General features: G+C 35.2%; 22 protein-coding genes and 1 pseudogene. 9 read left to right on the top strand and 14 right to left on the bottom strand.

All coding sequences use genetic code 11. The annotated features are described in order from the left end of the window. On the bottom strand, positions 1-494 hold a 494-nt coding region (locus tag AAFN87_RS12735), incomplete at its 3' end, for an IS110 family transposase (protein ID WP_347791445.1). A 360-nt stretch (positions 495-854) separates the two neighbouring features. Between AAFN87_RS12735 and AAFN87_RS12730 the strand changes: the two genes are divergently transcribed. The 3 genes and pseudogenes from AAFN87_RS12730 to AAFN87_RS12720 all read left to right on the top strand — a co-directional run bounded on the left by AAFN87_RS12730 (position 855) and on the right by AAFN87_RS12720 (position 3649). Continuing rightward, complete coding sequence (locus AAFN87_RS12730; RefSeq protein ID WP_347791444.1) at positions 855-986, top strand: hypothetical protein; 132 nt, start codon at positions 855-857, stop codon at positions 984-986. 158 nt (positions 987-1144) lie between these two features. Beyond that, positions 1145-1901 (top strand): annotated as a pseudogene (locus AAFN87_RS12725) (ISL3 family transposase); the annotation flags it as partial. Positions 1902-2455: 554 nt separating this feature from the next. Beyond that, complete coding sequence (locus tag AAFN87_RS12720; RefSeq protein WP_347791443.1) at positions 2456-3649, top strand: MFS transporter; 1194 nt, start codon at positions 2456-2458, stop codon at positions 3647-3649. Positions 3650-4342: 693 nt separating this feature from the next. On the opposite strand, the gene AAFN87_RS12715 is transcribed toward AAFN87_RS12720, so the two are convergent. The 10 genes from AAFN87_RS12715 to AAFN87_RS12670 form a co-directional block, all read right to left on the bottom strand. Continuing rightward, entirely contained in the window at positions 4343-5233 is an 891-nt protein-coding gene (locus AAFN87_RS12715; RefSeq protein WP_347791442.1) for a LysR family transcriptional regulator, read from the bottom strand. 112 nt (positions 5234-5345) lie between these two features. Continuing rightward, positions 5346-5792 carry a cyclic-di-AMP-binding protein CbpB gene (gene cbpB, locus AAFN87_RS12710; protein ID WP_347791441.1) on the bottom strand — a complete coding sequence of 149 codons (447 nt, stop codon included), beginning with the start codon at positions 5790-5792 and terminating at the stop codon, positions 5346-5348. A gap of 140 nt (positions 5793-5932) precedes the next feature. Then, entirely contained in the window at positions 5933-6175 is a 243-nt protein-coding gene (locus tag AAFN87_RS12705; RefSeq protein WP_481886474.1) for a short-chain dehydrogenase, read from the bottom strand. Positions 6176-6297: 122 nt separating this feature from the next. Next, positions 6298-7911, bottom strand: coding sequence for a putative bifunctional diguanylate cyclase/phosphodiesterase (locus tag AAFN87_RS12700; RefSeq protein WP_347791439.1), 1614 nt, complete (start codon positions 7909-7911; stop codon positions 6298-6300). 47 nt (positions 7912-7958) lie between these two features. Then, positions 7959-10070, bottom strand: a complete 2112-nt coding sequence (locus tag AAFN87_RS12695; RefSeq protein ID WP_347791464.1) for an RNA degradosome polyphosphate kinase — start codon at positions 10068-10070, stop codon at positions 7959-7961. Positions 10071-10135: 65 nt separating this feature from the next. Continuing rightward, positions 10136-11683, bottom strand: coding sequence for a Ppx/GppA phosphatase family protein (locus AAFN87_RS12690; protein ID WP_347791438.1), 1548 nt, complete (start codon positions 11681-11683; stop codon positions 10136-10138). Between the two features lie 138 nt (positions 11684-11821). After that, positions 11822-12724: a chemotaxis protein gene (locus AAFN87_RS12685; RefSeq protein WP_347791437.1), complete on the bottom strand. Its 903-nt coding sequence runs from the start codon at positions 12722-12724 to the stop codon at positions 11822-11824. Between the two features lie 245 nt (positions 12725-12969). After that, on the bottom strand, positions 12970-13833 hold the full coding sequence (locus AAFN87_RS12680) for an NAD(P)-dependent oxidoreductase (protein ID WP_347791436.1): 864 nt from the start codon (positions 13831-13833) through the stop codon (positions 12970-12972). Positions 13834-14036: 203 nt separating this feature from the next. Further along, positions 14037-14216: an aspartyl-phosphate phosphatase Spo0E family protein gene (locus AAFN87_RS12675; RefSeq protein ID WP_347791435.1), complete on the bottom strand. Its 180-nt coding sequence runs from the start codon at positions 14214-14216 to the stop codon at positions 14037-14039. Positions 14217-14308: 92 nt separating this feature from the next. Continuing rightward, positions 14309-14497 carry a hypothetical protein gene (locus tag AAFN87_RS12670; protein ID WP_347791434.1) on the bottom strand — a complete coding sequence of 63 codons (189 nt, stop codon included), beginning with the start codon at positions 14495-14497 and terminating at the stop codon, positions 14309-14311. 255 nt (positions 14498-14752) lie between these two features. Between AAFN87_RS12670 and AAFN87_RS12665 the strand changes: the two genes are divergently transcribed. The 4 genes from AAFN87_RS12665 to AAFN87_RS12650 all read left to right on the top strand — a co-directional run bounded on the left by AAFN87_RS12665 (position 14753) and on the right by AAFN87_RS12650 (position 17483). Then, entirely contained in the window at positions 14753-15673 is a 921-nt protein-coding gene (locus AAFN87_RS12665; RefSeq protein WP_347791433.1) for an S-layer homology domain-containing protein, read from the top strand. 189 nt (positions 15674-15862) lie between these two features. Next, positions 15863-16051, top strand: a complete 189-nt coding sequence (locus AAFN87_RS12660) for a YkvS family protein (RefSeq protein ID WP_347791432.1) — start codon at positions 15863-15865, stop codon at positions 16049-16051. An 82-nt stretch (positions 16052-16133) separates the two neighbouring features. Then, positions 16134-16745 (top strand): CPBP family intramembrane glutamic endopeptidase, encoded by a 612-nt coding sequence (locus tag AAFN87_RS12655; protein ID WP_347791431.1) that lies wholly within the window; start codon positions 16134-16136, stop codon positions 16743-16745. Positions 16746-16799: 54 nt separating this feature from the next. Continuing rightward, positions 16800-17483: a hypothetical protein gene (locus AAFN87_RS12650; RefSeq protein ID WP_347791430.1), complete on the top strand. Its 684-nt coding sequence runs from the start codon at positions 16800-16802 to the stop codon at positions 17481-17483. A gap of 35 nt (positions 17484-17518) precedes the next feature. Here AAFN87_RS12650 and AAFN87_RS12645 read toward each other — a convergent pair whose 3' ends face one another. Next, positions 17519-17965, bottom strand: a complete 447-nt coding sequence (locus AAFN87_RS12645; RefSeq protein ID WP_347791429.1) for a MarR family winged helix-turn-helix transcriptional regulator — start codon at positions 17963-17965, stop codon at positions 17519-17521. Between the two features lie 169 nt (positions 17966-18134). Beyond that, the gene (locus AAFN87_RS12640; RefSeq protein ID WP_347791428.1) at positions 18135-19586 is read right to left on the bottom strand and encodes an ATP-binding protein; all 1452 of its coding nucleotides are present in this window, start codon (positions 19584-19586) and stop codon (positions 18135-18137) included. A gap of 219 nt (positions 19587-19805) precedes the next feature. Here AAFN87_RS12640 and AAFN87_RS12635 point away from each other — a divergent pair, with 219 nt between their 5' ends. Both AAFN87_RS12635 and AAFN87_RS12630 read left to right on the top strand, forming a co-directional pair. Further along, complete coding sequence (locus AAFN87_RS12635; RefSeq protein ID WP_347791427.1) at positions 19806-21545, top strand: B12-binding domain-containing radical SAM protein; 1740 nt, start codon at positions 19806-19808, stop codon at positions 21543-21545. 465 nt (positions 21546-22010) lie between these two features. Beyond that, complete coding sequence (locus AAFN87_RS12630; protein WP_347791426.1) at positions 22011-22127, top strand: YjcZ family sporulation protein; 117 nt, start codon at positions 22011-22013, stop codon at positions 22125-22127. Positions 22128-22273: 146 nt separating this feature from the next. Here AAFN87_RS12630 and AAFN87_RS12625 read toward each other — a convergent pair whose 3' ends face one another. After that, complete coding sequence (locus tag AAFN87_RS12625) at positions 22274-23623, bottom strand: TrkH family potassium uptake protein (protein ID WP_347791425.1); 1350 nt, start codon at positions 23621-23623, stop codon at positions 22274-22276. Between the last annotated feature and the right edge of the window lie 33 nt (positions 23624-23656).

Below are 23656 nucleotides of genomic sequence, written 5' to 3'. Positions count from 1 at the left end.
TTCTCAAGTTCAGGAAATGTTTCATGGACGACCTTATGCAATCGACTGCGGGTGACGCTCAATTCATCATCCAATTCGCTGTAGTGTCTCGATAATCGTTTTAACTGACGGTAAACATCATTGGAATCTGTTTCAATCCGTCTTTCGTGCGTAAAGTGTGTGAGTGCCAATCGATGTGCATCACTTCGGTCCGTTTTATGGATCCGTAAGGAATCACATTGGAGTTTTGCTTCCAAGGGATTTAATAGGCAATAACAATAGTTGTTCTCTTGCATGAAACGTTCCAGTGTTCTTGAATAGACTCCGGTAGATTCAAATACGATATGAGGTTGCTCATCATATCCTTCAATTAAGTCATCAATTAACTTTTTAAGGTCCATAAATCCCGGACGATTGTGCGCGATTTCCTTTTCCAACTGACATTTTTTCAGCGCGTTATAGACAACCATATAACTCTTTCCCATACTAATATCAAAGGCGATGACATGTTTCATGTTCTCCCTCCCTATGTGTTTTGAAGTCTTCACATTAGCCTTATTGATTCCCATTTCTTATACACGATCTCAAAGGATCCAACATACTTAAACCTGATTCAAATAAGGTTGTGAAGTAGGTCAGTTTTTTTTACGGATTCAAGATCCAAAGAGCTGCCCGACCTTTTCTTCACCTCTACTATATAAAAAAATAGTAGTACGAACCAATGCCTTGGTCTGCACTACTAATCTTAGTATGTTTTTTATTATTTTTTGGGGTTCTATAATATTTGTTGGGGTGTTCGCACAATTTCACACAAAAAAAGCACACTCTTTTTTATATACTTGAATTGACTAGAAACAAGAATAAAAAGGTGAGTTATGAATATTAACATGTATATCCCAGGATTAAAAAACGTCATCATTGATCACCTAGAGGAACAGAAGCAACGTATCGTTCTGTACATTTCTGGTTCACCACTTTCACTTGGGGTTGATTTCCGTTCCTGTTGAGCGCTTTCCGGGGGCGTCTGATGAGCCGCTTCCCTCGCAAGCTCAGTCCAGGGTCTCATCTAGGACGCTAATCCCCCAGGAGTCGCCCAACCTCCACTACAATCAACACTCTCAATAAATTGTCACCCCTTATTTTTGTTGTTGCACCATTTTTATACAAAAAGGAACGCACTTGTCCGGCATATGGCCCAAAAACAATGAAAATACATGAATATCGGATACAAAAAATTAAACACCTAAAATGGTTTGAACGATTAACGATTTTATTTTATAAACGTCGTCGTATGCCTGTACATGTGGCAAACGTTTTTCCGAGAACCCCACTTTTATAGACCGCTATCAACGCTATTCTAAGGAATGGAATCAGGTTGTTCGAATTCGTTCAGTAAAAGCGAAAACGTTTAAAGAAGCAGCTGAGGTACTCGGCACTTCTTCAACAACAGTGATTCGACGTTTTAAGCAGTTGATATCAACCCTTCCAAGTGGCGTGCAGTTACCACGTGCCATTGCGATAGATGAATACAAAGCTGATACGGATGCAGGGAAGTATCAGTTGATCATTGCGGATGCCGAAACTCATGCGCCAATCGATATTTTACCGAAAACCGCCGTAAAGAAACAATTAAGCAGTATTTACAAGAGAACCGAGCCAATGTAGAAATTGTCGTAATGGACATGAACCCAAGTTTTAAGGCAGCTGTAAAAAAGGCATTGAATCGTCCGGTTATTGTCGCTGATCGTTTTCATTACAGTCGCTATATTCACTGGGCAGTGGATGAAGTACGCCGAAAAGTGCAGAAAGAATGGCATGCATATGATCGTAAAAAAGCGAAAAGAATGCGTTACGTATTAAATAAATCACCTGATGCTTTAACACTGAAAGAACGTCGGTATATAAATCGCTACATCAATATGGATTACGTTGATTGGAGCTCAGGGCAGCCGACTTCTGCGGGAACAGCACGGGCGGAAAATCAAATTGTTTCGGTTCCATCCGAAACAATTTAGTTGGAGCCGTGCCCGCGAAAAGCGTGCTGCCCTGAGTGGAAATCAACCTCTTTCGCAAGAAAGAGTGCAGTGAAATTATTCACTACACCCCAACATTTGAATTAGAACCTTTTTTTGTAGTAAATTTACGCTTTTACTAATAGTTAATGGCGTGGCGGTGCGATACTCCTGCTCGGAAAAGCATAATTCATGTAAACAACGAGACATAAAAAGTAATAAATGCAGCTCTTTTTCCTTATTAAATTCTTATTCATTGGGATATTTATTTTACGGCGTATTTTATGTTAATCAATGAGCAAGCAAATAGTAGCGCCCCCACTTACAATCTCCTAATATACACTCATTCCCCCAAAAATTAATTGTTTTTTTCGTTTGTCATTCTAAATCTGAATAAATAGCTGTCTATTAAAAGTTATGGTAGACTTTAAAGTATCGAATATATTTACAGAAAGAGGCAGTGTATGTCACAACAATCGAATAAATTCGCACTTTATATATTAATGTTTAATATGTTTATTACGATGGGCGGTATTGGTATTATCGTTCCTGTTATGCCTGCATACTTACAAATTTTTGGCGTTGGAGGACAAGTATTAGGCTTTTTAATTGCTGGATATGCACTTGCCCAATTCTTACTTTCTCCGATAGCTGGTGATTTATCTGACCGACACGGACGAAAAATGTTTATTATAGCCGGTCTTGTCGTATACGGCTGTGCGCAAATATTATTCGGGCTTTCAACACATGTATGGATGCTGTTTGTTGCACGTTTCCTTAGCGGAGCGGGAGCAGCCTTTATTATGCCACCAATTATGGCGTTCGTGGCGGATATTACAACTCACAAGGAACGCGGGAAAGGTATGGGGATGATTGGTGCTGCAATGTCACTCGGCTTTATGATCGGTCCAGGTGTCGGTGGCCTTTTAGCAAACATTAATTTGCATTTCCCTTTCTATATAGCAGGTGCCGTATCTTTAATTGCGGCTATCGTATCCTATATTGTATTGCCAAATATTAAAAGTACACCGAAAGAAATGGCGCCTCGCGAAAATATAGTTAAGCAATTGGCAAAATCTGTCCGCATGCCATATTTCGTCATATTGATCGTTGTCTTCACATTTAGCTTTGGCATTGCGAATTTCCAATCAACATTATCACTATATTTAGATAATAAATATAGTTATTCACCAACAGATATTGCGATTATTTTAACAGTAGGCGGATTTATCGGTGTAATTTTACAAATGTTTATTATTGATAAATTATTTAAGCGCTTTGGTGAGATGAAAGTAATTTTACTTAATTTAGTGCTAGCTGCTGTTATGATGTTCCTTATTATTTATATTAGCGGCTTCTTCATTATTTTAACTGTCGCAACACTATTCTCTGTTGCAACAACATTTATACGCCCAGCTGTTAATACCCTTATTTCGAAACTTGCAGGAGCTGAGCAAGGCTTTGCTGCCGGGATGAATAATGCGTATATGAGCTTAGGTAATATGATCGGTCCAGCACTTGCTGGTATTTTATTTGACTGGAACATAAATTCACCATATATTTTAGGAACAAGCATTTTACTCGCATGCTTCTTACTAGCATTCATGTGGACAAAGCAAAAAGCACCTCACTTAATGCAAGCTAGTACTAGTGAATAATTATAAAGGACTGAATTAAATGGAAGCAAAAAAGTAATACAACATTGCGAACAATGCGGTGAGGAATTTATTATAGATTTCGCTAAAGCGAGCCTATCCGTACAAATAGCACGCGTTAACGGCAAAACAATCGAAAACCGTACCTATATAGAAGCATGCCCAAACTGCAACAAAATCCATACAGTTGTAAGCGACAATCCGTCCGAATGGGGTAATCGTAAAACACCATCACCGAAAAAAATATTTTACGGATTAGGAATCGGCTGTGCCCTCACAGCTATTGCAGCCATTGCAATATTATGGTTTGCTGGCAAAGGCCTCGCAATTGTATGGAGCTGGTTGTTTTAATTAAAAACATAAAAAACTATCCTAAAATGAGAAAATAACTCATTGTGGGATAGTTTTTTATTTAGCCAGGTGTGTCGATTATACAAATATCAGAAAAAAGACACTTTCTAGTTGATTGGAGCGAAGGTGACTCGACTCCTGCAATTTTCTTTGCGACGAGTAACCGCAGGAGCAGGAAAAGCACGAGCTGAAAATCCATTTATTTCGGCTATAAGCCGAACTAAATTAGTTGAAGCCGTGCCTGCGGAAAGCGAGTCAGCCGTAGCGGAAATCAACGTATTCTTAATCTATAATTAAAAATAAAAGGTAAATCAACACACTTTTTATTTAGCTTTTAAAATTGACTCACTTCTTATATTCATACAAACAACGTGCATGATCTTGTACTACATTTGCAAATGCTGCAACTTGGCGTAACTCAAACGATGAATCATAACCAATTAACCATGTATCCCTCGTTAAGCCCAAATCCTTTTCAGAATTGGTCAGCGGAATTTTATTCACTTTTTCTTCTCCGTTTAATGTTATAGATGGTAAAATCGCATAGCCAATCCCATTCATAGCCATTTGTTTACATGTTTCAATTTGGTCAACAATTATTTGATGGCGCGGATTGGAATTGAAATGACGTTGCCACCAATGCTGAATTTCCTGATAATAATTCGAGTCACTTTTAAACTGTATAAACGGTCGATCTGTTGTTTGAATTTCTTGTAAATCGGTTATTTCTTTATCTACGAAATACATCATATCGCGAAATAAGTGGATTTTTGTCCCCTTCCAATCAACTTGACCGCGCACAATACCTACATGCGCCTCTCCTTCGTACAAAGCCTTAACAATTTCCGAGCTCCATCCCGTCATTAAAGAAATTTTGGCATCTGGATATAGCGTTACGAAATCTTTTAGTACTTTAGGCAACCAATTTTGACCAACAATTGAAGCACAGGCGATTTTTAACGTCCCATGAATTTTAGAATTTAGTGCTTGAATCGTTTCGAAAATTTCTTCCCTTCTTGCAATAGTTTCAATCGCATATTGTACAACTAGTTCGCCTGCTGGTGTTGGCGTTAAGCCTTTTGGTGAACGTAGGAACAACTGTATCCCCCAATCCTTTTCGATCGATTGAAGACGCTGTGAAAGTGCAGGCTGCGTTAAAAATAGTCGCTCTGCTCCCTTCCGCATATTTCGCTCCTCTGCTAATATTTTAATGATTTCAGCTTCAGTTGCCGTCATCTAACCACTCCATCCTAAACAGACAGCACTACAGTAGTATTGTAAGTGCTAGAATTCCTAATAAAAATCGACAAAACCCTTAATTAAGGACTTTGCCGACTCTATGAATCTGTTATTTTTCATTTGAATAAATATATTTTTTCAATTGCTTTAAAATTACACGGCGCGTCATAATACCGGCAAATGTTCCTTCTTCTCCATCGACAACACATAAAAAGGCATGATTAATAACTAAATCAAGCGCTCGTTGGAAAGTATCGGTCGTTTTTAAATAAGCAACTTCACTTTCCATTACATCTTCTACCTTTATTGATGCAAGCTTATCATATTCGATCCGTTCTAATCCTAAAATCGCTTCTGTAATCATTTTTATGCTGAGTAAGCCTTGTAAACGATATTTAACATCTAACACAGGAATTGAAGAATACCCTGTTTTTGTTAATACGAGTAAAGCATGTTCTGCACTATTACCACTTTGAACGTGCGCAACTTTTTCAGAGGATATAATAAAGTCGCTAATTGGCATGTCTAGTAAAGCTCTGTTGTTTAATGAAATCATGACGTTCTACTCCTTTTGGCGTCCCTAAAAAAGAACAACATACTACCTTTCTTTATAATATCACAGTTCTTTTCAGAATGACTATGCAAAAGGAGCAGAAGTTGCCATGAAATCCATAAGATACTATTCACTAAATTAAGTTAATAAGAGCTAGAAGTTGCCCAATAATAAAAAATCATAATTCCCATAAAAAGGCCGACAATAAGATACATCATAATAATTGGGTTTAAAATAAATGGATGATCTTTAATTGCTTCATGTATTGGTACGTCTTTATTACTATCGAGTTTTTCTGTTTCTTTTGCAACACGAACAGTCACATAATAACTCCATGCACAAAGCAAAATGACAACAAAAATAGCCGGGTAAAGCCATATACCCAATCGAAACACTCCTTCCGTTTCAGTTAGTATGCACTCATCCAGCTATTCATTATTCAATTATTAATATGGAGCAATTATGACAAGTATACTCCCTATTTTGCACTAGGCAACGTTAGAAATGTTTAATTCATAAAGTACTGTTCCACAATTTGGTTAGCGGGTAATGGCCGGTCGTATAAATAACCTTGGACTTTTTGGCAGTTAAACTTCCGTAAAAACTGTTCTTGCACTTCCTCTTCAACGCCTTCTGCAATTACTTCCATCCCTAAAGTATGGGATAATAAAATAATCGCTGCTACAATGGCCTCATTCTTTTTGTCCTTTTGGATATCCGCTATAAATGATTGGTCAATTTTAATAATATCAATTGGATATGTTTTTAAATAACTAAGCGATGAGTAACCTGTGCCAAAATCATCAACCGAAACATACACACCAAGCTTTTTTAAGCGGATTAAAATAGATGTTGTTTCATGCAAATTTGTCATAGAGCTTTCGGTAATTTCTAGCTCTAAATATTGCGGGTCTACTTCATATTTTTTTAATAACTGCTCTACACGCGTTACAAAATTTTTCTGTTTAAACTGCTTTGGCGAAATATTGACAGCAATTCTTACCGGACGGAATCCTTGTAAACGCCATTCTTTTTGATATTGGCAAACACGCTCCAACACCCAATCACCAATCGATAAAATCAGCCCTGATGATTCTGCTAACGGTATAAACTGCCCCGGAGATACCATACCGAACTTCCGATTATTCCAACGAATAAGAGCCTCAAAGCTATTAATCCTATTCGTATTTAAATCGATTTGTGGTTGAAAGTGTACCGTCAATTCATCTAGCTCTATAGCACGGTGTAAATGCGCCTCCATTAAAGCTTCATTCGGAAAATAATGACTCAATTGTTTGTCATAATAACGATAAGTAGTTCGCCCATTATTTTTCACATAAAATAATGCTTGATCGGCTTCATTTAATAATTTATCTAAATTCCGATGTTCATTTCCTACAGTCGCAATACCAATAGAGGCATTCATAAAATAATCTTGCTCATCTACAATAAATGCCTTTTTCAAGCAATTGAATATGTTTTTCGTGAATTCATCTACTTCTACTCTATCTACATAGTACATTATGAATACAAACTCATCACCACTATACCGAAATACATCACAACATTCACTGCTCAATTTTTTAAAACGACGACTTACTTCACGCAGTAAACTATCTGCTTTTGTCTTCCCGAGTGATTCATTAAATTTTTTAAAACGATCTAAATCAACTAAAATTAAGGCAATGCTTTTTTCATCTTTCAAGCTATTAATTTTTTTCCAGCGCTCATATAATGCACGGCGATTATATAAATCTGTAAGCTCATCACGATATGCATTTTCTCCTGCTGACATTACTCGAAGTACTAAACATACATAATGTACATTATCTTCTATGAAAGATTGGATACTGACTGCGAATTCCGAGTTATCGTCCAAAGTTATCATATAAATATCATGAGCATCTTGCATAATATTCGGCTTTAATAGCTGCCAATTAGACGTTTTAAAATATGCTTCTGCCTCCATACCTTGCTCAAACGTGTTAAATAAAGCTAATGCCTTTTCATTTACTCTCTCTACAATAAAACGATCGTCAAATTGTTGTAATACGGCAACTGCATCAAACGGATTTAATTGAATTAATTTTTCTAATATATTGTTCATATGTTTTTTCGTCATAAGCTGTTATAGTATCCTCCACTATTCATAGATGTCGTCGATGCTTGTTATTCTTCTACTTTTACAACGCCAATCGCTTCTTGTAAAAATGCTTCTTGGCTATTAATACGCTTCGTTCCGTTATGATCTTCCTTGTAATGATATTTACCGTTTGCATCTTGAATGCGTGCCTTTTGATTATCTTCAAGCTGTAAATTCATAATCGAAATAATACGCTTTTTAATATCTGAGGAATATACAGGGAACAATATTTCAACTCGTTTAACCATATTTCTAGTCATCATATCTGCCGATGATAAAAACATTTTATTTTCACCATTATGATGGAACCAAAAAATGCGAGAATGCTCTAAAAAACGACCGACAATACTAGTGACCGTAATATTTTCACTTATGCCCGGTATGCCTGGGCGAATACAGCAAATTCCCCGAATAATAAGCTCAATTTTCACGCCTGCTATTGATGCCTCATATAGCTTCATCATTAAATCTTTATCCGTTAAAGAATTCATTTTCGCCTTAATAAAACCATTGCCATGCTGTTGATGACACTTTATTTCCTCATCAATAAGTGCAATAAATTCATCACGAATATCGAATGGGGCAACAACCAAATGATGGAATTTTGGCTTTTCAGTATATCCACTTAAAAAATTAAAGAAGTTTGTCGCATCAATACCGAATTCTTTATTCGATGTGATGATCCCCATATCCGTATAAATTTTCGCTGTTGCATCATTGTAATTCCCTGTACCTAAATGGACAAACCGCTCAATTTTCCCTTGTCGACTACGTACTACTAATGTGATTTTCGAATGTGTTTTCAAGTTATTCATACCGTAAATAACTAAACAACCTGCTTGCTCAAGTAACTTTGCCCAATGGACATTGTTTTCTTCATCAAAACGTGCCTTTAATTCTACTAGCACAGTTACTTGCTTGCCATTTTCCGCTGCTTGCTTTAATGCTTGAATAATTGGTGAGTTCCCACTTACACGGTACAATGTTTGCTTAATCGCCAAAACAGATGGATCATTAATCGCTTCCGTAATAAAATCAACAATAGGCACGAATGATTCATACGGATGGTGGAAAAAGAGATCTTGTACAAGTGCTTTTTCAAATAAATTTTCATCAGACCTTAAATCTTGAGGGGGCTGTGGAATAAAACTTTCGAATTCTAAATGTTCCCGTCCAGCTGAAATTGCTTTTACAAACGAAAACATAAATGTTAAATCCAGCGGTCCATCAATTTTAAAAACGTCTGATTCTTCAATTTCAAATTCATCTAATAAGTATTCAAGTACATCGTCATTCATTTCTCCATCACGTACTTCAAGGCGACTTCCTACGCCCCATTTACGTTTTTTTAACTCTTTTTCAATTTCAACAAGTAAATCTTGTGCACCTTCTTCATGGATTGTTAAATCGGCATTTCTTGTTAAACGAAATGCTTGCGAAGATTTCACTGTATAGCCATAAAATAATTTATTGATTTGACTTGAAATAACATCCTCAAGTAACACAACGACTGTTTCTTTAGAATTACTTGGTACTTTAATGAAACGGTCTAGCACAGATGGTACTTGGACGATCGCAACCTTTTCATTATTTTCTATACTAGAGCTATTATTATTTTCCAGTAATACTAGTAAATTTTGTGTTCTTCCGAGTAATGTCGGAAATGGGCGATACGCATCTACTGCAACAGGTGTTAACACCGGGAAAATCTTTTCTTCAAATAGTTCATTAATATATTTTTTTTGCTCAGGTGTTAGTAGCTTTAAATCACGGATATAAACATTTTCCTTAGGTAATAAAACGCCAACTAAATGACGATACACTTCCGTTTGACGACGTACAAGTGCTTGTGTACGTTCTGCGATTTTCGTTAGTTGTTCTTTCGGTGTTAAGCCGGATTTATTTTCCGGTTTGTGGAAGCTTGCACGTACTTGATCTTGCAAACCGGCTACACGCACCATAAAAAACTCATCTAAATTAGAGCTAAAAATAGCTAAAAACTTTAAGCGTTCCAGTAGCGGATTGTTCTCATCCTCCGCTTCCTCTAGTACACGCTCATTAAACGCTAACCAGCTTAATTCACGGTTATTATAATATTGAGGTTTTGCAATTTCTTCTAATAGTATATTTTTCGACAGCAATGTATTCGCCTTGTCCTCGTCCTTTGCTACATGTTCTACATCAAAGCTTGTAGTCAACTTTCTTACCACCCTTCCTCTGTAAATCGAATACATACATATTGTTTAAAGACACGCTCAATATGCTTTTTCTGTTTTTCTGCCTCGTAAATTTCAGCAGCAGCACTACCCTTTGTCGTTACAAATATATGAATTTCTCCTTTAATTCTTGCAAATTTTACCGCGTTTACGATATTTCGCTTTGAGACGTTCAGTGCATAAACGAATTTTAGAAGGGCGCCAATATCACGTAATTCCTTTAACTCTTCGCGTGATATCCATGTTGCAAATGGTTGCGCAAAACGTCTGAAATAGTCACGATTTTTATAAGAGGCAAGTAATGCAAGTTTAATTCGCTCTACATGACTCATTCCAACAACGGACTGATTGGCAATTAAATAAAATGTATGCTGACTTGCTGAATCAAGCTCGATATATTCACCAATTGCAAACACTTTCGCGGCCTTTTTGATGAGTTGAAAATGCGCTTCATTAAAATTAATTAATTTTAAATGACAGCATTCACGATATATTTGCTCTGTTAAGGTGTATAGGGTATTTACTTCCTCTTCAGATCGACCATACTCGAATGCCATCCGACGCGCATTTTCTTCAAATACATTATATTTATCCAATGCCTTCATATCCGTTTGAAGTATGCGATTAATAATCACTCCTTCACGCAATCCTTTTTTGCTTAGCTGAAATTGAGTTGTCTGAACAATTTCCATAAGTAGTGCAAATACTTCAATTGCTAGTACGATACTATCTGCTCTGTCTGAAGATAAACCGTCTAATTGATGTAACTGTTCTAAAGTCATTACGCCAAGCTCTTTTTTTAATTCATCAATATCCTTTTTAGACATTTCGTATTGGTGCATACCAGAGATTGGGTAATCAATTTTTTGCTGATGTATTTGAGCTATATTACGCGCACTGCCACCGATTGCGATTACAGGTAAACACGCTTCGTTGATCCAATGAATTGATTCAAACTGCCGACGGACATATGCACGCAATTTTTCTTTTTCTTCTTCTGTAATGACCGCATTACTAACAAAATTTTGCTTTAACGATACAGTACCGAACGGGAAACTATATGTTTTTTGCAACTTTTTATTATTAAACATCGTAATCTCGGTTGACCCACCACCGATATCGATTGTCACAGCGGACGGTGTATGCATAGAATTGGAAACTGCTAAAAACCCCAAATATGCTTCCTCTTCTTCAGTTAAAATATTGATTTCTATACTTGTTTCTTCTTTCATACGGCTTGCGATATATTCATTATTCGTAGCTTGTCGCACTGCTGCTGTTGCGACTGCTTGAATATCTGTTACACCATAGTCTTGCAATATTTTTTTAAAGGACAGTAATGTTTTTGCTAATAATCGAATTCCTTCCTCCGACATTTCTCCATTCGGTAAAATATACGTACGTAGCCTAGCAACTGTTTTAATATTTCCAAATTCATGTAAACCTTCATTTTTATCATAACGGTACATAACTAAACGGACAGTATTCGAACCGATGTCAATAACAGCTGTTTTCAATTTTTGCTTAGCCCTCATTTCTCTTCTTGTTAATTCAAGTCATACAGCTATTTATCAATTTCTCAAAAATTTCTGATTTTATTTTTTGCTCCAAAAAAGCCGGAACAACTTTTCAAAGTATCCGGCTTTTGTAAAACATATATTATTTCGCAGCAATTACAAAATTAATTGGTCTATGCGTAAAATTAACTCTGCAATTTCAGGCTTAGAAATTTGATCCTCAGCACCAACTTGATCACCTTTATGGCGTAAATCATCTGTAATTAAGCTTGAGAAAATAATGACTGGTAATACTTTCAAATCAGCATGATTCTTAATTTTTTTCGTTAAATGGTGACCATCCATTTGTGGCATTTCGATATCAGTAACTACTAATTGCACATGCTTTGCAATATTACTATCCGCTTTTGCCAATGTCTCTAAATATTCATATGCATCTCGACCATTTTCGAAAAACTCTACATTCACATAACCTGCTTCATTCATTGTATCGTAAAGTAATTTACGTAGTAGCGGTGAATCTTCTGCTATAACAATTTTCTTTTCAGAACGTTCTCGTTGGCCTAGCTTTTTAACGGCTTCTACACTAATACCTGACTCTGGATTAATATCGACCATAATTCTTTCGAAATCGAGAAGTAAAATCATTTCTTCGTTTTGCTTAATAACACCAATTACTTGAGAATTACCACCTTGGTACATATCTGAAGGTTTTTCTATTTGATCCCAAGAAATGCGATGAATTTGCGTTACATTATCTACACGAAATACAACACGTTGTTTATTAAATTCAGCAACTATGTACTTTTGTTGTGGATTGCGATCAGCATTTTGGATACCTAATACTTTTAACATATCTACAACTGGTAAAACTTCACCGCGTAGTTGGATAATACCCTCTACATGAGGATGTGCATGTGGAATAAATGTCACTGGAATTGGTTGAATAATTTCTTTGACTTTAATAACGTTAATACCGAATTTGTTATTTGCAACCTCAAATTCAACAATTTCAAGTTCGTTTGTCCCACTTTCTAATAAAATCCCTTTATGTTCCAAAGGATGCCCGCTCCTTCCTTAAACCACTTGATTTATACATTAATTGTATCATAGCACTGTAATTTGTTATATAAGTGATTTTTATTTTTGACAGAGTTGTCATTATTTTTACATATTTTCTTCTTTAAAAATAAGACTAATGAACTATTGATTACAATATACCTCTTATTACTTCTTTACTTTACAATATGTGACATTTTACATCAATATAAATATGTCTAATTAGTGACATTTCTAAACTTACATTATTTATCGTAGTATTTAATTAAAGCTTGAGTCCCTTTTTCACCATACCCCTGTATAAGTAATTGGTCGTACATATCTTTTGCTAGCTGTAGCCCTGGTAATTGGATATTCATCTGTTCAGCTTCATCTAAAGCAATTTTCATATCTTTAATAATGTGCTTAATATAGAAACCTGGCTCTAAATCTTGCTGTAAAATACGTGGTGCTAAATTTGATAATGACCAAGAGCCTGCTGCACCTGAAGAAATTGATTTTAATACTTGCTCCATTGTTAATCCCGCTTTTAACCCGTAAGCGATTGATTCACAAACGCCAATCATCCCTGAGGCGATAGCAATTTGATTACACATTTTCGTATGTTGACCAGCACCTGCTCCTCCTTGATAGACGATATTTGTACCGAATGTTTCAAGAACAGGACGAATACTTTCAACAACTGCAGCATCTCCACCAATCATAATCGATAAAGTCCCATTTTGTGCGCCTATATCCCCTCCAGAAACAGGTGCATCTATACTATGCAAACCTTTTTCTAGCGCAATCATATATAACTTTTTAGCAAGTGTCGGCTCTGAAGTTGTCATATCAACTACGATTGCCCCCTGCTTTGCCCCTTCAAAAATACCATTCTGGCCACAAAAGACTTCTTCTACATCTTTTGGATAACCAACCATTGTAAAAATAATGTCCTTATTTTCGCTAGCTTGTGCTGGTGTTTCTGACCAAGTAGCACCAAGCTCTAATAACGGTTGCGCCTTACTTTTTGTACGTGAATACACCGTTACTTCATGTCCTGCTTTTAGTAAATGTTTTACTATACTTGCCCCCATAACGCCTGTTCCGATAAATGCAATTGCTGCCATTAATATTCCCCCTTAATATTTGTTAAATTAAGTGTATCAAAACTAATTGCAATAAAGTAAAAAAAAAACAAAAAAAGAGAGCAGATAGCGTATTTAGCGCTACTGCTCTTAAAGGGGGAAATGAGAATGTTGCTGTGTTCAAAGTTTATTATTCCCAACATCACGTGATTTAAACTCTATTTTAAAAATTATAATAAATTTTTTCAATTCATCATCCGATCATTCATTTCTATATATTGTGCTTCTTTAGCGTATTTGTTCATAAGGTGATCTAATTCTTTACTTAAACGGATTGTTTCGGCATTCAGCAGCCCTTTTTTCAGTCCTGATTGTATCATCATTTCACGAGTACGCTCTAGCTGCTTTAAAAAACCTTTATCCACCCTCATTTCCCCCCTAAGTTTAATCTATACTGTAATTATTATACTTATTTTCAAATCGATCATCAAAAATAACTTGCGACACTCTTCGACAGCTAAGTTCTAGCATTGTCTAAAAATGTAAAAACTATATCTCCACCTTGCTTCGCTTCTCCTCTAAAATGTTTGAATTGTGGATCTTGTATTAACACTTTCCGAAACTCTAAAAAGTTTTCTTTTGATAATTGTATTGATTGAACTTCCCCATTCCGTAATTCATCGATCATTTTTTCATAATTATTCATTTATTACACCCTTTCTATACATATCTTTGGACTTGAGTGAATACAACAAATCTCAAAGGTCTTTACAGTATTTTAAGCCATTTATCACTTAGACGTTATTTAGTTTCCTAAAGTCACCCACTTTATAGATTATCCTTGACGGAAATCAAATGTAGTTTATTAAAAACCACCTAAAATGACAAATGTAAAATTAATGACGCTCCTTTCAATTCAACAACCTTTCACTTATACTACACTTTAAAAGGAGGGTATAAATTGAAAAACTGGGTAATGACTATAATTTGCACTTTTGGACTACTTTTTATTTCGTCAGAGGCAAAGGCAGCAATGCAATATAAGGATGTTCAACCAACACATAATTTTTATTCCGCAGTAGAAAGCTTAATAGAACAAAAAGCAATTAGTAGCCACCTTGATTATTTTCGTCCGAATGAATATGTTACACGTGGGCAAGCAGCAAAAATAATTGCCATTGCAGCAGGTTTAGATTATGAGAATGCAACTGATCTTGACAATTTTAAAGATGTACCGAAATCCCATCAATTTTACAAATATATTCGCATTATGCATAATAAAGGAATTATCACAGGCTATAATTTTTATGAGTTTGGCGTTAATGATTATTTAACACGAGGGCAAATGGCAAAAATATTAGTGCAGAGCTTTAATGTACCTCTTCTTTCTATTCATACCTTTAATAATCCAGAAAAGTTTACAGATCTTCTGAAAGAGTACGATGGTGGGTTTGGTTATAAACAGTTTGGTAGAGAGGTAATGACATTAAACTACTTTAATTTAGTTGCTGGAATTTCTGAGTCAGAATACGGCTTATCTAAACCAGTTACGCGTTCCCAATTGGCATTAATGATCGAAAAACTCCAAAAACATAAAGATAGTTATACAAATTTACGAAAATTTTATATGTATGAACAATTCACAAATCCAGATGACATTCATAAATTAGTTATTGAAGATGAATCAATAGCCCGTATTGTAGCCTATACATCCGATTATGGAACAATAATCTCCTATGAAAATCCAATAAAACCGGCGATTGTGTTCATTAAACCAGTTAAAGTAGGAACGACCGTTATTACCGCCGATAATGGGGAATCCATTCGCGTAACCATTTTCGAACGGGATGGCGTACTGCGAGCATCTTATGAAAAATTGTAATGGATGTAGTCTATGTCATTGTGTTGTTCAATAAACTTTAAGGAAGTTACTTTCTGTTCGATTAGCAATTTCACTCCAATTTAGATGCAGTTACACTAATATTTTGAAGAAATTTTCAAAAAACTCTTTACGTTTACTGTATTTTATTGCAAACTGTTAGTTATTAATCGATAAAGGAGCTGACTGCCTGTGAAAATAGCTGAAGTTGGAAATATTGTCGAGTTTAAAGATGGTTTACAAGGTATTGTTGAAAAAGTAAACGAAAACTCTGTTATAGTAGATTTAACGATAATGGAAAATTTCACTGAACTTGAGATGGAAGAAAAAACCGTAATTAACCATAAACGTTATAAAATTTTGAATAGTAATGAAGTGTAATTTTTGAAAATTCCCTTTTTATCTTAAAAGATGAAGAAGGGGATTTTTTTTGTTACTATAACGTTATGGAGGTCATGTACTTATGAAATTATCCAAACAGACAATAGTGCTCCTGCTTTCTTTAGTTTTCATGTATGCAATGCTATTTTATACGTTTGAAGAAAAAGCGATTTTTTGGTACTTATATGCTTTTACAATATTAATCGGTATAGCCATTTCTCTCTTGTCAGGCAAATTTGAAGATCGCCTGCCTACTTGGCAATATTTATTGTACGGTATAGGCTACGGTACTATTACGTATGGGGTAGTAAAGCTAGGCTATATTGTATTACCTCTCATTAATGCAAACGTCGCTAATGACATTGAAAAATTTTTAGCAACTTATGGTCCAACTTCGATTTGGCATTATTTACTGCTAATATTTATTATCGCAGTTGGTGAGGAAATGTTTTGGCGTGGTTACGTACAGCAACAGCTAAAACGTTACACAAATAGGCGATACGCTGTTTTCATTACGGCAATACTATTTTCTTTATCAGTTGCGATTAGCGGCTTTACAGCAGGGGTAATCGCTGCATTTGTAACCGGATTAATATGGGGTACACTTTATGAGTGGAAAAAAAGTTTACCACTAATTATTGTATCGCATATTGTATTTGTTTTGTTACTATTTCTAGTTCTACCACTCGTATAATCGGAAACTTTACAGCAATATTCGCGTCTATACTACCAGAAGGGGGAATGTTCTATGCAAAAAAACATAATTTTACTTTCATTCTTAAGCATGCTACTTCTTGCAGCATGTAATACTACAACGAATGAGCCAGTAAATGAACAAGAACAACCTACTAATATTACAGCAAAAGATGAAAACAGTGAACTTGAAAAAGATAATGAAGCGGCCCAAAATAATGAGGAAATTACGGAAACTGGGCAACAAGAAGGCACTAATGAAGAGTCGAATGGAAAATTGCATTCCATTACTTATACAACTAAAGGAAAAGCTGTAACAAGCCCTACAGTTAACGTTAATAGCTCGCAGCAGGATTATACGATTAATTTACTCGATGGCTACACATTAACTGCAGAAGAGCCTGGGCGTGATATGGTACTTAATAATGAAAATAATGCTGTATCAATGCGTATTGAAACATTTAAGAAAGCAGAAGTAGTGTATGAAGAGTTATTAAATAACACAAAGGATAGTGTTTTGGCAATAGCCCCTGAAGGTCAATATAAAGAAATGGATTTGACTAATGTCGAAATCGGAAAGCAAATTTCAAATATTCATACTTTTCATGTTGAACTAGAAGCAGAAACAGTTTCAACAGTGCTTTACGAAGCAAATAACAAATTTATACGTCTAACTATTTTTGATGACGAGTCAGATTTAACAGACGCCTTTTTAAAAATGGGATTAACAATTCAATAATAAAAAACAAGTTCAGGCTTGCCTGAACTTGTTTTTTAATACGATAAATCTTTTATAGACAAACCTAATTTTTTCAGTAAATCAATTGCCGTATCTTTTTCTTCTGGTGACAATGCACTAAGTAGGTCATGTAAATGCTGCTCGTGCTGCGGGAAAAGCTCTCCCATAAACTGTGTGCCCGCTTCTGAAATTTCTGCATATGTTACACGACGATCAGACGGGCAAGATACACGCGCTAAATAGCCCCGTTTTTCTAGCTTATCAATTACATAAGTAATAGAGCCGCTTGCTAACAATATTTTATTACCAATTTGTTGCAACGGCTGACGTCCTTTATGATAAAGCAACTCTAAAACGGCAAACTCTGTTGGGTTGAGTCCATGCTGTTGAAAAAATTGATTTGTCGATTCGTTAATTGCTTTATGAGCTCGTGATAATACGATAAATAGCTTTAACGATTGTTTTACTTCCTCTGAAGACATGACAAATCATCCTTTATTTTCGAAAAGTTATACTTGCATTATAGCTATTCGTGGAAAGCTTTGTCAAAAAAATAAATATTATTATATATGGCATTTTATAATTTACTGAAAGCTTCCATTCATTCTATAATACTAAATTTTTATACATTCTATATACTGGTAGATTTAATCAATTTTGTGTACGTTTAGATGTGGGTATAAAAGGCTCCTGCTGTGATAATACACTTAATAAATATTCATTTTGTACAATTGGAATAGTAAATATGAATTCTGTACCTACTCCTTTTTGGCTCTTCACATTTACTTGACCGTTGTGCTCTGTAATTATTTTTTTCACGAGTGGAAGCCCTAGCCCTGAACCTGTTTCTTTCGTTGTGAAAAAAGGGGTAAACAAAGCTTGTTTCGTTTCATAACTCATACCAAGTCCTTCATCTTTAATAACAATTTCAATATCACCATTGACATTGAAATTCAAAGTAATTGTAATTGTTCCACCTAAAGGCATTACTTCAATCGCATTTTTAATAACATTAATTAATAATTGCTTTAGACGCGCATCATGTCCAAACATAATAAATCGTTCCATCGGAGGACATTGTAAAAGCAATAATACTTTATGTTCAATTGCTTGGGGCTGCATAATATCGATTACTTGTTTTACAATATTAAGTAAAGAGACTTCAGTATTTAAATACTGAGGCGGTTTTGATAAATAAAGAATTTCCTCTAATATCATTTCTAATCGTTCAAATTCAGAATCAATTATAGAAAAATAATACAATCCTTCTTCATCTGTATTAGTTTTTAGCAATTGTAAAAAGCCTTTTAATGATGTCATTGGATTGCGGATTTCATGGGCGATCGTTGCTACCATTTGATTCATAGTACTTAATAAATGTGAATCTTTTCTATCCACAGACTCCATTTTTGATGTTACATCCTTAAATGTTGTTATTAAAAGATTATATGCGAAATCTATACTCGTATAAAGCTCGTAGTATTTTGTTTTAAAACCAGGAATTTTGTTCTCGAAAATAATAGACCCAGTTGATTTGCGAATAATATCGTGAAAATATTGAGTAATTTGAGTTTCAGTAAAACCTAAAGTTAATAATAATTGTTCGTGTCTTTTATGTTGTATTTGGCTTTTTCTAAACCCTAATATTTTTAATACTTCAATATTAACATCGATGACGACCCCATTTTTATCTGTTAACAGCACGCCTTGTCCAACATGGTTTAAAACAGAGAAAAGCTGATTTTTTTCTAAAAGAGGCTGCTCGCTATTTATTGATGGATTTGTAATAAGCCGTGCAAAAATAATTTTTTGTTCTTTATGATAAGAACCAATCACTCGTGTATAAAGACGTTCATTTTCTACAATAATGTATACATCACAAAATGATACACTTGTACTTTGCATTTGTTTTACGAAACAATCCCATTTTTCAATAGAAGATTCATCAAGAATTAATTGATTCGGCATGTTTTTATCCACTTTTAAAAAATTTGCAGCTTCTTTATTAATCTTTTGAATTTGACCATTTTCGTGAATCGCAATTATCGACTCTTCGTTATCAACAAAAAGCTTATCCAACATAGTAATATCAATATAACCCAAAGAAAACGAACCTCCTATTATAGTTTTATCACATAGCGAAAATAGCTTGTATTTATATCCTATTAACTATTTTACCTTTTTATAACTCAATTTTCTATATTTTCCGAAAATTATTTTCATATTGTTCCAAAATTATACACAAAGTTATATCCCATAACAATAATATTGTCGCCACACCAGCACACTGCTACAATAAATAACATGTAGAGGAGAGAAATTATGAATATCGTACTAGCAACATTAAACGCAAAATATATCCATACGAACTTAGCAATTCGTTATTTAAAGGCAAGTGCTCGACCTCAATTCGACCCAGAGCTTGCTGAATATACGATTAAGGACCCCGCTTTTAATATCGTTTCAGATTTGTTTCAAAAACAGCCGGATGTTGTCGGCTTTAGCTGCTATATTTGGAATATCGAAGAAACAATTCGTGTTATAAAAATGCTAAAAACAGTTTTACCTAATACCAAGATCGTACTAGGCGGTCCTGAAGTATCTTATGACGTACATGATTGGCTAAAAAAATACGAGGAAATTGACTTTATTATTATGGGAGAAGGCGAAGTTTCCTTTAAAGAATTAATGCACTATTTTAATGGGGACATGCCACTTGAGGACGTACGAGGCATTTGCTATTTAGTAGATGGCAAAGTAAAAATCCATGCGCAGCCACCCAAAATTGATTTACGTGAGCTTGCTACACCATTCCGTTTTGAAGAGGACCTACCACATCTTGGCAAGCGCATTCAATACATTGAAACGAGTCGCGGCTGTCCTTTCCAATGCCAGTTCTGTCTATCGAGTATCGAAGTCGGTGTACGTTATTTTAGCCGTGATAAGATTAAAGAAGACATTCGCTTTTTAATGAACAACGGGGCGAAAACAATTAAATTCGTCGATCGAACATTCAATATTAGTCGAAGCTATGCAATGGAAATGTTCCAATTTTTAATTGATGAACATCAGCCAGGTGTTGTATTCCAATTTGAAATTACAGCAGATATTATGCGTCCAGAGGTTATTCAATTTTTAAATGATAACGCGCCAAAAGGTTTGTTCCGATTTGAAATAGGTGTCCAATCTACTAATGACTTAACGAATGAGCTTGTCAAACGCCGTCAAAATTTTGAAAAATTAAAGCGTACTGTCACAATGGTAAAAGAAGGCGGAAAAATTGATCAGCATTTAGATTTAATTGCTGGCTTACCTGAAGAAGATTATTCATCGTTCAGAGATACGTTTAATGATGTTTTCGCGATGCGTCCTGAAGAATTACAACTTGGTTTCTTAAAATTATTAAGAGGTACTGGACTGCGCCTAGAAGCCCCAAAATACGGCTACACATATGTCGATATGGCACCTTATGAAATATTTTCAAATAATGTGTTAACATTTGATGATATTGTGCGCATTAAACATGCTGAGGACGTACTAGAAAAGTATTGGAATGCACATAGAATGGACAATACGATTGAATATTTAGTGACGGATATTTTCGACACACCATTCGATTTCTTCCAAAGCTTCGGTACTTATTGGGAAAATAAAGGCTGGTCACGTATCGGTCATCAATTAGAAGACTTATTCCGCCGGTTAATAGAATTTTTACAAACGGTGCCAAATATCGAATTAGATGTTTTGAAAAATATTATGCAAATAGATTATTTATTACCACATCAGTTCCAACCGCGCAAGCCTTGGTGGGATGAGCGTGCAAATAGTGAGCAGTTAAAAGAACTTTACTCTGCAATACGTAATAATCCAGCAATTGTAGGAGAAGATTTTGCTGCAATGCAAGTAAGTGAAAAAGATTTATTTAAACACTCACTCATTATTCCATCTACAATTTCATATGAAGATTTTACAAATGGGCAAGTGTCGAAAAAGCAAGGTTATTTATTCACCTATTTCCGTCATGGACAGCAGCCATATTTTGCAGATTTAATACTTCAATAGGATATCCACTATATACCATTCCGACTTTTTGCACCTGTAAATAAAGATCAAGAATGTTGATTTAAAAACATTCTTGATTTTTTATTTACCGCCCCCTTCTGTAATCTAACGTACACTGTATTTTACAACATCTCAAAATTATACATCTGCAACATGCTATATCCTTGTGACAACAGCTTTGTAACCCCAAGGAGGCTATATTATATCCTTCGCCCGCGGAAAACTTCGGCAAACAACTGAAAAACTGCATAAAAAAAGAGTTATTAGACGATTTATCCCCCTAATATCTCTATAAGTGAAACTATAATGATTTTTTTAAATGCCCTTGCATGGATGCCAGTTTTTTTTATCCGCAAAATAGTTTGCATGTAATTTAAAATCTCAAAAAAAACTATTGATTAGATGATTAACCCTTCTCCCTTCTATAACTACACATATTATAAGTTGTAGAAAGGAGGTGTTTTCATGGGAAACTATGACAATGAAAACGACAACTATGGTCGACGCAATAACTCAGCATTCGCTCTAATAGTTGTCCTGTTCATTCTTCTAATTATTGTCGGGGCTAGCTTCATGTATTAAAAAAGACCTCTATTGCTATTAATGATAGCTATTTATTGAAATACTTCGGCACTTCCAATCTAATTTTTTTGTTAAGGGGTCACTTTCTTCCGAGTGACCCTTTTTTAGTACCCTGTAACCCCTTATAAACCAAGCTTTACAAGCCATCACCCGATAATGACGCGCTCTTTTGGATAGCGATATTTTAGTTTTTGCGATTTTCCACCAAGTGTATATAGGAATGATATTAAACCAACACGTCCGATGAACATTAGTATCATTATTACAACCTTACCAGCCGTTGATAAATCTTCGGTTATACCGAGCGACATCCCGCATGTTCCGAAGGCTGACGTAATTTCAAAAACAATTTGCATTGCTGTTGCATGAGGCTCTGTAATGAGTAAAATCATCGTTGCTAGTAACACCATAAAGAGCGCCAAAATAATAACGACGAATGAACGGAACACATCGATGAAATGGATTTCGCGGCCAAAAATTTGGATTTCATCTCGCCCATTCGCATACGTTATTAAAAATAATATCGCAATTGCAAATGTTGTCGTACGAATCCCGCCTCCTACAGAACTAGGAGATGCACCGATAAACATTAAAAAGCTCATAAAAATATCTGTTGCCTCACTAAATGTTCGGACATCATATGTTGTTAGCCCAGCAGAGCGCGTTGAAATTGAATGATACATCGCAGAAAATAACGCCTCATGCCATTTCATCCCTTTGAATGACTGAAAAGATTCGATTAGTAATATAACAAATGCACCAACAACAAACAAAATGCCATATGTTGTAGTAGTTATTTTTGTAAATAAACTAAAGCGAAAGCCAGGATTTTTGTTCTTCAAATATGTTTTCACTTCAATCAGCACGGGGAACCCGATTGCACCGAGCACAATTAACACCATCGTCACAAACTGCACAAAATAATCTAAATGGTATTGTTGCAAGCTTATGCCGGTAATATCAAATCCTCCATTTGTCGTTGCAGAAACAGATGTAAATATACCGTGAATAAATGACTCTTCCCATGTTTCAAAATAACGTTTGAAGTGCAATGATAAAATAATTGCTCCTAAAGCTTCAATTAAAAATAAAATTTTTGCAATTTCACGAATAAGCTGCACTACCCCAGCTAAATTGTACTGATTATGGTCTATCATAATAAGCTGACGTTCACGCATGCCGATTTTTTTCCCAACAAGAAGCCAAACAAACGTTCCGAGCGACATGATACCAATTGCACCTAACTGTAAAATAAGTAAAATTATAGCCTGTCCAAATACGGAGTACGTTTCAGAAATATTAATAGTCGTCAAACCCGTTACACTTACTGCACTAACAGCTAAAAATAAACTATCTAAATAAGCAACATGTACACCTTCCTGATGTACTCCTGGGAGCCTCAGCAATAAAAAAGACGTAGCAATAGCAATAAAATAATACGAAACAAGTACTTGGAACGGCGTTATTCCTTTTTTTTGTATTCTCTTGATGCGCATTTTAACGCCCCTCTCTTTACTTTGAACTTAAGT

It is taken from the genome of Solibacillus sp. CAU 1738 (genome assembly GCF_039888725.1).
In the GTDB taxonomy this organism is placed as follows: Bacteria; Bacillota; Bacilli; order Bacillales_A; family Planococcaceae; genus Metasolibacillus.
The sequence above is the reverse complement of the archived record's forward strand: the minus strand, read 5'-3'. Positions and strand labels throughout refer to the sequence as shown.

Coding starts and splice junctions, on each gene's coding strand:
- AAFN87_RS12635 (WP_347791427.1), top strand. CDS start 19,806: ATGAATATCGTACTAGCAACATTAAACGCAAAATATATCCATACGAAC.
- AAFN87_RS12730 (WP_347791444.1), top strand. CDS start 855: ATGAATATTAACATGTATATCCCAGGATTAAAAAACGTCATCATTGAT.
- AAFN87_RS12670 (WP_347791434.1), bottom strand. CDS start 14,497: ATGAATAATTATGAAAAAATGATCGATGAATTACGGAATGGGGAAGTT.
- AAFN87_RS12650 (WP_347791430.1), top strand. CDS start 16,800: ATGCAAAAAAACATAATTTTACTTTCATTCTTAAGCATGCTACTTCTT.
- AAFN87_RS12680 (WP_347791436.1), bottom strand. CDS start 13,833: ATGGCAGCAATTGCATTTATCGGAACAGGCGTTATGGGGGCAAGTATA.
- AAFN87_RS12630 (WP_347791426.1), top strand. CDS start 22,011: ATGGGAAACTATGACAATGAAAACGACAACTATGGTCGACGCAATAAC.
- AAFN87_RS12690 (WP_347791438.1), bottom strand. CDS start 11,683: ATGAGGGCTAAGCAAAAATTGAAAACAGCTGTTATTGACATCGGTTCG.
- AAFN87_RS12720 (WP_347791443.1), top strand. CDS start 2,456: ATGTCACAACAATCGAATAAATTCGCACTTTATATATTAATGTTTAAT.
- AAFN87_RS12625 (WP_347791425.1), bottom strand. CDS start 23,623: ATGCGCATCAAGAGAATACAAAAAAAAGGAATAACGCCGTTCCAAGTA.
- AAFN87_RS12645 (WP_347791429.1), bottom strand. CDS start 17,965: ATGTCTTCAGAGGAAGTAAAACAATCGTTAAAGCTATTTATCGTATTA.
- cbpB (WP_347791441.1), bottom strand. CDS start 5,792: ATGATTTCATTAAACAACAGAGCTTTACTAGACATGCCAATTAGCGAC.
- AAFN87_RS12700 (WP_347791439.1), bottom strand. CDS start 7,911: ATGACGAAAAAACATATGAACAATATATTAGAAAAATTAATTCAATTA.
- AAFN87_RS12715 (WP_347791442.1), bottom strand. CDS start 5,233: ATGACGGCAACTGAAGCTGAAATCATTAAAATATTAGCAGAGGAGCGA.
- AAFN87_RS12655 (WP_347791431.1), top strand. CDS start 16,134: ATGAAATTATCCAAACAGACAATAGTGCTCCTGCTTTCTTTAGTTTTC.